10 protein-coding genes are annotated in these 12,021 nt (G+C 70.4%); all 10 read left to right on the top strand.

The annotated features are described in order from the left end of the window. Positions 1-3: 3 nt before the first annotated feature. The 10 genes from thrC (at position 4) to ACWCQM_RS02110 (ending at position 11,952) form a co-directional block, all read left to right on the top strand. On the top strand, positions 4-1,074 hold the full coding sequence (gene thrC, locus ACWCQM_RS02155; RefSeq protein ID WP_267079724.1) for a threonine synthase: 1,071 nt from the start codon (positions 4-6) through the stop codon (positions 1,072-1,074). Between the two features lie 264 nt (positions 1,075-1,338). Continuing rightward, positions 1,339-2,256 carry a homoserine kinase gene (gene thrB / locus ACWCQM_RS02150; protein ID WP_450913463.1) on the top strand — a complete coding sequence of 306 codons (918 nt, stop codon included), beginning with the start codon at positions 1,339-1,341 and terminating at the stop codon, positions 2,254-2,256. Between the two features lie 388 nt (positions 2,257-2,644). After that, positions 2,645-4,702 (top strand): transcription termination factor Rho, encoded by a 2,058-nt coding sequence (rho, locus tag ACWCQM_RS02145; protein WP_450913462.1) that lies wholly within the window; start codon positions 2,645-2,647, stop codon positions 4,700-4,702. Between the two features lie 254 nt (positions 4,703-4,956). Continuing rightward, positions 4,957-6,783, top strand: coding sequence for a trypsin-like serine protease (locus tag ACWCQM_RS02140; RefSeq protein WP_450913461.1), 1,827 nt, complete (start codon positions 4,957-4,959; stop codon positions 6,781-6,783). A gap of 181 nt (positions 6,784-6,964) precedes the next feature. Further along, on the top strand, positions 6,965-8,068 hold the full coding sequence (locus tag ACWCQM_RS02135; RefSeq protein ID WP_450913460.1) for an LCP family protein: 1,104 nt from the start codon (positions 6,965-6,967) through the stop codon (positions 8,066-8,068). Positions 8,069-8,248: 180 nt separating this feature from the next. Further along, on the top strand, positions 8,249-8,473 hold the full coding sequence (gene rpmE / locus ACWCQM_RS02130; RefSeq protein WP_450913459.1) for a 50S ribosomal protein L31: 225 nt from the start codon (positions 8,249-8,251) through the stop codon (positions 8,471-8,473). A 158-nt stretch (positions 8,474-8,631) separates the two neighbouring features. Continuing rightward, positions 8,632-9,708 carry a peptide chain release factor 1 gene (gene prfA, locus ACWCQM_RS02125; RefSeq protein ID WP_450913458.1) on the top strand — a complete coding sequence of 359 codons (1,077 nt, stop codon included), beginning with the start codon at positions 8,632-8,634 and terminating at the stop codon, positions 9,706-9,708. Positions 9,709-9,753: 45 nt separating this feature from the next. Continuing rightward, positions 9,754-10,599, top strand: coding sequence for a peptide chain release factor N(5)-glutamine methyltransferase (gene prmC / locus ACWCQM_RS02120; protein WP_450913457.1), 846 nt, complete (start codon positions 9,754-9,756; stop codon positions 10,597-10,599). 67 nt (positions 10,600-10,666) lie between these two features. After that, positions 10,667-11,314: an L-threonylcarbamoyladenylate synthase gene (locus tag ACWCQM_RS02115; RefSeq protein ID WP_450913456.1), complete on the top strand. Its 648-nt coding sequence runs from the start codon at positions 10,667-10,669 to the stop codon at positions 11,312-11,314. Then, positions 11,311-11,952: an arsenate reductase/protein-tyrosine-phosphatase family protein gene (locus tag ACWCQM_RS02110; protein WP_073745241.1), complete on the top strand. Its 642-nt coding sequence runs from the start codon at positions 11,311-11,313 to the stop codon at positions 11,950-11,952. Before ACWCQM_RS02115 ends, ACWCQM_RS02110 begins: the two co-directional genes overlap by 4 nt. The last annotated feature ends 69 nt before the right edge of the window (positions 11,953-12,021 follow it).

Raw genomic sequence — 12,021 nt, 5'->3', positions numbered from 1 at the left:
CCCATGACCAGCAAGGGCACCCACCAGTGGCGCGGCATCATCGAGGAGTACCGGGACCGGCTTCCGGTCACGAGCACGACGCCGGTCGTCACACTCCGTGAGGGCGGTACGCCGCTCGTTCCGGCGCAGGTCCTCTCCGAGCGCACGGGCTGCGAGGTGCACCTCAAGGTCGAGGGCGCCAACCCCACCGGTTCGTTCAAGGACCGCGGCATGACCATGGCGATCACCCGTGCCAAGGAGGAGGGCGCGCAGGCCGTCATCTGCGCCTCCACGGGCAACACCTCCGCGTCCGCCGCCGCGTACGCCGTGCGCGCCGGCATGGTCTGCGCGGTCCTCGTTCCGCGCGGCAAGATCGCGCTCGGCAAGATGGGGCAGGCGCTCGTCCACGGCGCCAAGATCCTCCAGGTCGACGGCAACTTCGACGACTGCCTGACCCTGGCCCGCAGCCTCTCGGACAACTACCCGGTGGCGCTGGTCAATTCGGTCAACCCGGTCCGCATCGAGGGCCAGAAGACCGCCGCGTTCGAGATCGTCGACGCGCTCGGCGACGCCCCCGACATCCATGTGCTGCCGGTGGGCAACGCGGGCAACATCACGGCCTACTGGAAGGGCTACAAGGAGTACGCGGGCGACGCGCTCTCCACGCACACCCCGCGCATGTGGGGCTTCCAGGCATCGGGTTCCGCGCCCATCGTGCGCGGCGAGATCGTCAAGGACCCGGCGACCATCGCCACCGCGATCCGTATCGGCAACCCGGCCTCCTGGCAGTTCGCGCTGGACGCCCGGGACGAGTCGGGCGGCTTCATCGACGAGGTGACGGACCGTCAGATCCTGTCCGCCTACCGCCTGCTGGCCTCGCAGGAGGGTGTCTTCGTGGAGCCCGCGTCGGCCGCTTCGGTGGCCGGTCTGCTCAAGGCCGCCGAAGAGGGCAAGGTCGACCCCGGCCAGAAGATCGTCTGCACCGTCACGGGCAACGGCCTGAAGGACCCCGACTGGGCCGTCGCGGGCGCCCCGCAGCCGGTCACGGTCCCGGTCGACGCGGTCACCGCGGCCGAGAAGCTGGGCCTCGCGTAACCAGCCGTACGGGGGCTCCCCGCCCTTCCTGGGCGGAGAGCGCATAGGAGGCGTGCGACACGCATCGTGCGCCTCCTGTGCGCCCTATGTCGCCACAGAACCTTCCTTCGATAAGCTGTACTCAACCCGCCCCGCCGCAACCGCCGCGGTGCAGCAGCCGTCGTGACTGCCGGGTCCCCGATCCCCCGCACAACGGCGACCCACGCACGTCGAAGTACCCTGCTCCACACTCCCCGCCGCCGTACAGGAAGAGTCGTCCAACCGATGGCCGGTCCCGCGTTCCGAGCCGCCGCCGTCCGGGTGCGCGTCCCCGCAACCAGCGCCAACCTGGGCCCGGGTTTCGACGCCCTCGGCCTCTCGCTGGGGCTCTACGACGATGTCGTCGTCCGGGTCGCCGACTCCGGGCTGCACATCGACATCGCGGGTGAGGGCGCCGAAACGCTTCCCCGCGACGAGAGCCATCTGCTCGTACGCTCCCTGCGCACGGCCTTCGACCTGCTCGGCGGACAGCCCCGCGGCCTGGAGATCGTCTGCGCCAACCGCATCCCGCACGGCCGCGGCCTGGGTTCCTCCTCCGCCGCCATCTGCGCCGGGATCGTCGCCGCCCGCGCCGTGACGACGGGCGGCGAGGCCCGTCTCGACGACGCCGCGCTGCTGGAGCTGGCGACCGAGATCGAGGGGCACCCCGACAACGTCGCCGCCTGTCTCCTCGGCGGATTCACCCTCGCCTGGATGGACGGCGGAGCCGCCAGGGCGATCAGGATGGACCCCGCCGAGTCCGTCGTGCCCGTCGTCTTCGTCCCGGCCACGCCGGTGCTCACCGAGACCGCCCGCGGCCTGCTGCCGCGCACCGTCCCCCATGTGGACGCCGCGGCCAACGCCGGCCGTGCGGCCCTGCTCGTCGAGGCCCTGACCAGGCGCCCCGAGCTGCTGCTCGCCGCCACCGAGGACCGGATCCACCAGGAGTACCGGGGTCCGGCGATGCCGCAGAGCGTGGAGCTGGTGAACCGGCTGCGCGCCGACGGCGTCCCGGCTGTCATCTCCGGCGCGGGGCCCACGGTGCTCGCGCTGACGGAGAAAGGTTCGGCCGACAAGGTCGCCCGGCTGGCGGGCGAGGGATGGGCCGCGAACAGGCTCGCTCTCGACGCCTCCGGCGCGAGCGTGCTGCCGCTCGCCGCGTAATCGCACGTGATTGCCGGTGCACGAGAGGGGGAATGTTTGTTGGAGCCGGTAGTGTTAACCTCAAGTCAGCAATCGACGTCTTCGTGGCGCGTTGCTTCGTGTCCCCCTCCGGGACCACCACTCTTCCGGGAGCCTCCCCGACTGCCTGAGCATCCTGCCTGAGCTTTCGAGCACGCTCCGGAACCGGCACGACACCCTCTTGCTCGTCCAGGAGTGGGCCGAGCAGGGGGATCTCGCGCCGGAACCCCGCACATTCGTCTCTCCGCCGTACCCGGCGGACCACCGCCCCGGCAAGGTCCGCGATCGACACGATCAACAGACCGCAGTCGGACAGCACAACCGGTCGCCGAGCCAGAAGGCCGACGTCCGCTCCAGGGAAGGACCCTTCGTGAGCGACACCACCGATCTGATGGGCGTGACTGCCGACAAGAGCGTCGACAGCTCCGTGCCCGCCGAAGGTGCTGCCACTGGCACCACCGCACGGCGCCGCCGCTCCGGCACCGGCCTCGAGGGCATGGTCCTGGCCGAGCTGCAGCAGGTCGCGTCCGGCCTCGGCATCAGGGGAACTGCGCGGATGCGCAAGAGCCAGCTGATCGAGGTCATCAAGGAGGCGCAGGCCGGAGGCTCCTCCGCGCCCGCCCCCAAGGCCGCCGCGTCCGCAGGTGCGGACACCGCGAGCAAGCCGAAGCGGCGTGCCACGTCGAAGGCGCGCACCGGTGACGAGACCGCAGCCGCGTCGGCCGCCGACAAGGCCGCCGCCCAGCAGCAGATCGACATCCCCGGTCAGCCGGCCAGCGACGACCAGCCCACGGGCGAGCGCCGCCGCCGCCGTGCCACCGCGCAGGCGGGCAGCCCCGACACCAAGGCCGAGTCCAAGGCGGAGCCGCAGGCCGAGCCGAAGTCCGAGCCGAAGGGCGAGAGCCGCCAGGACCGCGCCGAGGAGCGCGGCGAGGCGAAGGCCGACACGAAGGCGGAGTCCGCCGCGGACACCGCCGAGGGACGCCGCGGAGACCGCCAGGACGGCCGTCGGGGCGACCGCCAGGAGCGCGGCGACCGCGGTGACCGCCGGGAGCGCCAGCGCGACCGCCGGGGCAAGGGCGACGACCAGGGCCAGCAGGGCGGCGGACGCCGTCAGGGCCAGCAGGGCGGCGGCCAGCAGCAGGGCCAGCAGGGTGGCGGCCAGCAGCAGGACGACGGTTACGACGACGAGGGCGGCCGGCGCGGACGCAGGGGCCGCTACCGCGACCGCCGCGGCCGTCGTGGCCGCGACGACTTCGCGACCGACGTGCAGGTGGCCGACGACGACGTCCTGATCCCCGTCGCGGGCATCCTCGACATCCTCGACAACTACGCGTTCATCCGGACCTCCGGCTACCTGCCGGGCCCGAACGACGTGTACGTCTCGCTCGCCCAGGTCCGCAAGAACGGCCTGCGCAAGGGTGACCACGTCACCGGTGCGGTGCGCCAGCCCAAGGACGGCGAGCGCCGCGAGAAGTTCAACGCGCTGGTCCGCCTCGACTCCGTCAACGGCATGGCGCCGGAGACCGGCCGCGGCCGTCCCGAGTTCCAGAAGCTGACCCCGCTGTACCCGCAGGACAGGCTCCGTCTGGAGACCGACTCCAACGTCCTGACCACCCGGATCATCGACCTGGTCGCACCGATCGGCAAGGGCCAGCGAGGCCTGATCGTGGCCCCGCCGAAGACCGGTAAGACCATGATCCTCCAGGCCATCGCCAACGCGATCACGGTCAACAGCCCCGAGTGCCACCTGATGGTCGTCCTGGTCGACGAGCGTCCGGAAGAGGTCACCGACATGCAGCGGTCGGTGAAGGGCGAGGTCATCTCCTCGACCTTCGACCGTCCCGCCGAGGACCACACCACGGTCGCCGAGCTCGCCATCGAGCGCGCGAAGCGCCTCGTGGAGCTGGGCCACGACGTCGTGGTCCTGCTGGACTCGATCACCCGCCTGGGCCGCGCCTACAACCTGGCGGCACCGGCCTCCGGCCGCATCCTGTCCGGTGGTGTCGACTCGACCGCGCTCTACCCGCCGAAGCGCTTCTTCGGTGCGGCGCGGAACATCGAGGACGGCGGCTCGCTGACCATCCTGGCCACCGCGCTCGTCGAGACCGGCTCGCGCATGGACGAGGTGATCTTCGAGGAGTTCAAGGGCACCGGCAACATGGAGCTCAAGCTCGACCGGAAGCTCTCCGACAAGCGCATCTTCCCGGCGGTGGACGTCGACGCGTCCAGCACCCGTAAGGAAGAAATCCTTCTCGGAAGCGACGAGTTGGCCATCGTCTGGAAGCTGCGCAGGGTGCTGCACGCACTCGACCAGCAGCAGGCCATCGAGCTGCTCCTGGACCGCATGAAGAAGACGCAGTCCAACGCGGAGTTCCTGCTCCAGATCCAGAAGACGACGCCGGCGCCGGGCAACGGCAACGACTGACGCCGCCGCTCCGCAGCCAGCCGGCAGATGCCCCGTTACGGAAGTGACGGGGCATCTGCCGTTTCTCAGCTCTGGTGAGTTGTGTTGTCACCTGAGTAACATGGGTCGGTCGAGGTGGGGGGTATCCACCGCAGCGCCGGCTACCAGGGGGGCCTTGTACCGCGCTGCCCGCATGTCCTCGTACCCCACCGGGACTCACATCTCACTTACGGCAGGGCTGTGTGCCCAGCCGTACACAAGCAGGGGGTTTTCGAGTGCAGATACGCACCCGAGGTGGTCGGTGCAGACGCCGTCTGAGCGTGATACTGCCGACCATGGCGGTGGTGGCCGGAATGATCGGGGCCGGGCTCACCGCCACAGGTGCGCAGGCCGCCGAACCCGGCGGCAAGCCGCACCTCGACAGGGCCGCCGACCGGGCAGGCGCCCCGTCGCAGTCCGAGCTCCGTACTCGGGCGTCCCGGTCGATGCAGACCGACCAGAAGGCCAAGGGCTCGCTCGCACCGTCCGCGCTCGCTGCGGGCACCACGGGCGCGATGAAGCCCGACGCGAAGATCATCGGCGGCTCCGAGACCACGATCTCGGCTGCCCCGTGGATGGCGCAGCTCCACTTCTTCGACGACAAGGACACGGACGACACCAGCGACGACGTCGGCTACTTCTGCGGCGGCTCCGTCGTCGCTCCGACGAAGGTCGTCACCGCGGCGCACTGCGTCAAGGGCCTCAAGTGGTACCTCGACAGCACGGTCATCGTGGGCACGGACCAACTGCCCACGGACACCGGCCAGATCGATGCCGACGGCTACCACGTCTACGACTTCCACGGGGGCCAGCTGCGCGGTGCCTACCGTCAGTGGAACCACCCCGCGTACGACGCCGTCACGATCGACAACGACGTCGCCGTCCTGACGCTGACGTCCCCCGTGAACGTCAAGCCGCTTCCGATCATGCGCAACACCGACACCGCGGTCTACAACCCGGGCACGGCCGCGAAGGTCTACGGGTGGGGGCGTACGAGCTCGACCGAGGAGGGGCTCGCCCAGACCCTCAAGGTCGCACAGGCCGACATCAACGCCAACGCCGACTGCCGAGCCGCGTGGGGCTCGTACTACGTTGTCGGGCACATGGTCTGCGCCGGAGCCCCGGCCACGGGCAGCGACACCGACACGACGACGGCCTGCAACGGCGACTCGGGTGGCCCGCTGGTCGCCAACGGGATGCTCGTCGGAGTGGTTTCCTGGGGTGCGGAGGACTGCTCCGCACAGGGCGCCTACTCGGTGTACGCGAAGATGAGCACGTACTCCGCACCGGTCAAGGCCAGGGTCTACGACACGAACCTCAGCAACGACCACACGGCCGACCTCTTCGCCCGGCTGACGTCCTCCGGCTCCCTGTACGAGTGGGACTCGTCGGTGACGAAGCTGACCCGCACGTACGACTGGGGCAACGTCGGTGGCATGAACCTACTGGTCCAGACGGACCTGGACCGGGACGACAACCAGGATCTGCTGTACCGGGTGGCCAACGGCGACGTCTACTGGGACCACTGGGTCCCCTCGACAGGGTCCTGGGGAAGCAAGCTGGTCGCCAAGGCGTGGAAGGCGCACAAGCAGATCCTGGCTCCCGGTGACCTCACCAACGACGGGCTGACCGACATGCTCGCCGTCAACTCGTCCGGCAACCTGTACCTCTATGCCGGAAAGGGCGACGGAGGGTTCCAGGCCCCGATCCTGATCGGCGGAGGCTGGGGGCAGTACACCATGGTCCGCGGTCACGGTGACTTCACCAACGACGGCAAGGCTGACGTGCTGGCGCGCGGCTCCGACGGTTCCACCTACCTGTACAAGGGCACGAGCAACGCTGCGAAGCCCTTCGAGCCCAGGGTGAAGGTGGCCACCTTCAGCGGCCTCAACATGCTCGCCACCACCGGCGACGTGAACAGCGACGGCCACGCCGACCTGCTGGGCCGGGACACCGCCGGGAAGCTCTGGCTGTACCCCGGCAACGGCAAGTCCTCGGGTGCGATCTTCGCCACACGGGTCGCGTTCGGCTCCGGCTGGAACAGCTACAACCTGTTCGGCTGAATTGCCTGGTGAGCGGCGGGTTGCCGGCCCGCTCACCCGCTCGTTCTGAGGCCCCCGTCCGCGGACGGGGGCCTCAGCTCGTTGTGCAACGCTTCTCGCTGCTCCGGCCGTCCCGCCCAGGGGCGCCGGACCACGCCCGTGCACCACGGCAGGGGGTCACGAGAAGCGGAAGAGGGAGCGCATGAGCGAGCAGAGCAGGAGCACCGGCCGAATACGCGGCACCGGCAGCCGCCGGAGGAAGCCCTCCCGGGGGCGCCGGATCAAGAGGATCGCCCTGTGGGGCGCCGCCGCCCTGGTGGTCGTCGGAGGGTCCGGGCTCGGCTACGCCTACGTCACGCTCAACGGGAACCTGAAGGGCGTCGACATCGACGCCGCCCTCGGGACCGAGCGTCCCGACGACGTGGACGACGGCTCGCAGGACATCCTCGTGCTCGGATCGGACTCCCGCTCCGGCGCCAACGCGAAGTACGGCGACGACCAGGGCTCCGCGCGGTCGGACACCGCGATGGTCGTCCACGTCAACAAGGGCCACACGTCCGCGAGCGTGGTCTCCGTCCCGAGAGACACCCTCGTCCAGCGGCCCGCCTGCACGAGCGACACGACCGGTGAACAGGTCGAAGGGGCCCGGCAGGCGATGTTCAACACGGCGTACGCCGTCGGCGGGCCCGCCTGTGCGGTGAAGACCGTCGAGGCCATGTCCGGCATCCGCATGGACCACTACGTCGAGGTCGACTTCACCGGCTTCAAGAAGCTCATCGACGAACTGGGCGGCGTGAGGATCACCACCTTGCAGGCGATCGACGACCCCAACAGCCATCTCGCCCTGAAGCCCGGCACCCACACCCTGAGCGGCGAGCAGTCGCTCGGCCTCGTCCGTACGCGTGAGAGCGTCGGCGACGGCAGTGACCTGGGCCGCATCCAGCTCCAGCAGGCGTTCGTGAAGGCGCTGATGGACCAGGCGAAGAGCGTCGGGGTGTTCTCCGAGCCGAAGACCCTCTTCGGCCTCGCCGACGCCGCGACCAAGGCCGTCACCACCGACTCCGAGCTGGCCTCCGTCAGCGAGCTCACCAGCTTCGCGAACGGGCTCAAGGGCCTCGGCTCCTCGCGCGTCGACATGGTCACCCTGCCCGTCCAGTACGACCCCCAGGACCCCAACCGCGTGCTGCCCCAGAAGAAGGCCGGCAACCAGGTGTGGGCGGCGCTCAAGCAGGACAAGGCCATCCCGGAGTCCGCCACCGCCGGCTCGGCGGGCGACAAGGGCGACGCGGGGAAGATCGTGCGGTAGCGGGGCACCTCGTGTGACCGGCCGGTCGCGGAGCGTTCCCCGGAACGCACGGGAATACGCGGGGCAGGGTCCTCGTTTTGGGAGATACGGCCGGTCCTGGCAGACTGGTACGTCGGCCCCGGTTCACGGACGCGCAATCCGCGCGAACGACCCGGAGCCCTCCCGAAACTAGGAGACACCTTGAAGCGCGACATCCACCCCCAGTACGTCGAGACGCAGGTCAGCTGCACCTGCGGTGCGTCGTTCACCACCCGGAGCACCCTCGAGGGCGGCACCATCCGCGCCGACGTCTGCTCCGAGTGCCACCCGTTCTACACGGGCAAGCAGAAGATCCTCGACACCGGCGGCCGCGTGGCCCGCTTCGAGGCCCGCTTCGGCAAGGCTGCCGGCTCCGCCAGCAAGTAGCGAGCCACTGCGCCGGTTCCCGGCGCCCTCCAGCGGGGGGCACCGGGGGCCGGCGTTTTTTCCGGCTGCGCTGCCGGTACGCGCCCCCTCGGCGCGTACCGGCAGCACACCGTCCAGCAGGCCCGCAGACGTATGACGCAGAAACCAGGAGCCCGAAGATGTTCGAGGCGGTCGAGGAACTGATCGGCGAACACGCCGAACTCGAGAAGAAGCTCGCCGACCCGTCGGTCCACGCCGACCAGGCCAACGCGCGCAAGCTCAACAAGCGCTACGCGGAGCTGACCCCGATCGTCTCCACGTACCGGACCTGGAAGCAGACCGGCGACGACATCGGGACGGCCCGCGAATTCGCCGCCGACGACCCGGACTTCGCCGCCGAGGTCAAGGTCCTGGAGAAGCAGCGCGAGGAGATCACCGAGAAGCTCCGCCTTCTCCTGGTCCCGCGCGACCCCAGCGACGACAAGGACGTGCTCCTGGAGATCAAGGCGGGCGCGGGCGGCGACGAGTCCGCCCTCTTCGCCGGCGACCTCCTGCGGATGTATCTGCGCTACGCCGAGCGCGTCGGCTGGAAGACCGAGATCATCGACTCCACCGAGTCCGAGCTCGGCGGCTACAAGGACGTCCAGGTCGCCGTGAAGACCAAGGGCGGCAACGGCGCCACCGAGCCCGGCCAGGGCGTCTGGGCGCGGATGAAGTACGAGGGCGGCGTGCACCGTGTGCAGCGCGTGCCCTCCACCGAGTCCCAGGGCCGCATCCACACCTCGGCCGCCGGTGTGCTCGTCACCCCCGAGGCGGAGGAGGTCGACGTCGAGATCCACGCCAACGATCTCCGTATCGACGTCTACCGCTCCTCGGGCCCCGGCGGGCAGTCCGTCAACACCACGGACTCCGCCGTCCGCATCACGCACCTGCCGACCGGCGTCGTCGCCTCCTGCCAGAACGAGAAGAGCCAGCTCCAGAACAAGGAGCAGGCCATGCGCATCCTGCGGTCCCGGCTGCTGGCCGCCGCCCAGGAAGCCGCCGAGCAGGAAGCCTCCGACGTGCGCCGCAGCCAGGTGCGCACCGTGGACCGCTCCGAGAAGATCCGGACGTACAACTTCCCGGAAAACCGGATCTCGGACCACCGGGTCGGCTTCAAGGCGTACAACTTGGACCAGGTGCTCGACGGTGACCTCGACGCCGTCATCCAGGCCTGCGTCGACGCCGACTCCGCCGCCAAGCTCGCCGCCGCATAGGCACAACCGCCCCGCCCCGCTCGTGAACCCGTACGGAGAACCGCGATGAACCTGCTGCTCGCCGAGGTGGCCCAGGCCACCCAGCGGCTGGCCGACGCCGGTGTCCCCTCACCGCGATTCGACGCCGAGGAACTCGCCGCGTTCGTGCACGACGTCAAGCGGGGCGAACTGCACCATGTGCCGGACGCCGACTTCGACGCCCGCTACTGGGAGACGATCGCCCGCCGCGAGAACCGCGAGCCGCTCCAGCACATCACCGGCCGCGCCTTCTTCCGCTATCTGGAACTCCAGGTGGGCCCCGGCGTCTTCGTGCCCAGGCCCGAGACCGAGTCGGTCGTCGGCTGGGCGATAGACGCCGTCCGCGCGATGGACGTCGTCGAACCGCTGATCGTCGACCTCTGCACCGGATCGGGCGCGATCGCGCTCGCCATGGCGCAGGAGGTGCCGCGCTCGCGCGTGCACGGCGTGGAGCTGTCCGAGGACGCCCTGAGGTGGACCCGGAAGAACGCCGAGGGGTCACGGGTCACCATCCACAAGGGAGACGCCCTGAGCGCCCTCCCCGAGCTCGACGGCCAGGTCGACCTGGTGATCTCCAACCCGCCGTACATCCCGCTCACCGAGTGGGAGTACGTAGCGCCCGAGGCCCGCGACCACGACCCGCAGATGGCGCTGTTCTCCGGCGAGGACGGCCTCGACACCATCCGCGGCATCGAGCGCACCGCGCACCGTCTGCTGCGCCCCGGCGGGCTCGTCGTCATCGAGCACGCCGACACCCAGGGCGGCCAGGTGCCGTGGATCTTCACCGAGGAGCGTGGCTGGGCCGACGCGGCCGACCACCCCGACCTGAACAAGCGGCCCCGGTTCGCGACGGCCCGCAAGGCCATGCCGTGACCACCGGCGCACCGGCACCGCGCGATTCCCACCCTTCCCACCCGTACACGTCCGAGGAGGCCGGCTGATGGCACGGCGATACGACTGCAACGACGCGACCGACCGTACGACCGGCCTGCGTGAAGCCGCGTCCGCCGTCCGCCGCGGCGAACTGGTCGTGCTGCCCACCGACACCGTCTACGGGATCGGCGCGGACGCCTTCAGCTCGGAGGGCGTCGCCGACCTCCTCGACGCCAAGGGCCGCGGCCGCAACATGCCGACCCCCGTGCTGATCGGCTCCCCGAACACCCTGCACGGCCTGGTCACCGACTTCTCCGAGCAGGCCTGGGAGCTCGTCGACGCGTTCTGGCCCGGCGCCCTCACGCTCGTCGCCCGGCACCAGCCGTCGCTCCAGTGGGACCTCGGCGACACCCGCGGCACCGTCGCCGTCCGGATGCCCCTGCACCCGGTCGCCATCGAGCTCCTCACGGAGACCGGCCCGATGGCCGTCTCCAGCGCCAACCTCACCGGACACCCCTCGCCCGAGGACTGCGACGCCGCGCAGGAGATGCTCGGCGACAGCGTCTCCGTCTACCTCGACGGCGGCCCGACCCCTGGGATCGTCCCGTCCTCGATCGTCGACGTCACCGGCAAGGTCCCGGTCCTGCTGCGGGCCGGCGCCCTCTCGGTCGAGGAACTCCGCAAGGTGGTACCCGACCTCGAGGTGGCCAATTGACCGCCCCTGAGGGGCGTGGCATAGCGGGGCAGCACGACACTTTCCGCATCCTCCACGTCAGCACCGGCAACGTCTGCCGCTCGCCCATCACCGAGCGGCTGACCCGCCATGCCCTGGTGGACCGCCTGGGCGATCCGCTCAGCGGCGGCCTGATCGTGGAGAGCGCGGGCACCTGGGGGCACGAGGGCGCGCCCATGGAGGCCAATGCCGAGGTCGTCCTCGCCGACTTCGGCGCCGACGCCACCGGCTTCGTGGGCCGCGAGCTCCTCGACGAGCACGTGATCCGCGCCGACCTCGTGCTCACCGCCACCCGCGATCACCGCGCCCAGGTGATCTCCATGGGCCACTCGGCGGGCCTGCGGACCTTCACGCTCAAGGAGTTCACCCGGCTGGTACGGGCCATAGACCCCGCCACCCTGCCGGACGCCCGCGAGGAGGGCGTCGTCGAACGCGCCCGCGCACTGGTGCGCGCCGCGGCAGCCCTGCGCGGGTGGCTGCTGGCCCCCACCGCGGAGGCGGACGAGGTCTACGACCCGTACGGCGCCCCGATCACGTTCTTCCGTTCCATCGGCGACGAGATCAGCCAGGCGCTCGATCCGGTCATGACCGCCCTGACCGGAGTACGCGCCCCGCACTGAGGTGCGCCGACCGGCGTAGAGGGCCGCACGGCAGCGGGCAGGCGGCCCGGGGCGGGCCTACATTGGATC

This window comes from Streptomyces sp. NPDC002125 (assembly GCF_053593715.1).
The sequence above is the reverse complement of the archived record's forward strand: the minus strand, read 5'-3'. Positions and strand labels throughout refer to the sequence as shown.

Coding starts and splice junctions, on each gene's coding strand:
- thrC (WP_267079724.1), top strand. CDS start 4: ATGACCAGCAAGGGCACCCACCAGTGGCGCGGCATCATCGAGGAGTAC.
- thrB (WP_450913463.1), top strand. CDS start 1,339: ATGGCCGGTCCCGCGTTCCGAGCCGCCGCCGTCCGGGTGCGCGTCCCC.
- ACWCQM_RS02135 (WP_450913460.1), top strand. CDS start 6,965: ATGAGCGAGCAGAGCAGGAGCACCGGCCGAATACGCGGCACCGGCAGC.
- prfA (WP_450913458.1), top strand. CDS start 8,632: ATGTTCGAGGCGGTCGAGGAACTGATCGGCGAACACGCCGAACTCGAG.
- prmC (WP_450913457.1), top strand. CDS start 9,754: ATGAACCTGCTGCTCGCCGAGGTGGCCCAGGCCACCCAGCGGCTGGCC.
- ACWCQM_RS02115 (WP_450913456.1), top strand. CDS start 10,667: ATGGCACGGCGATACGACTGCAACGACGCGACCGACCGTACGACCGGC.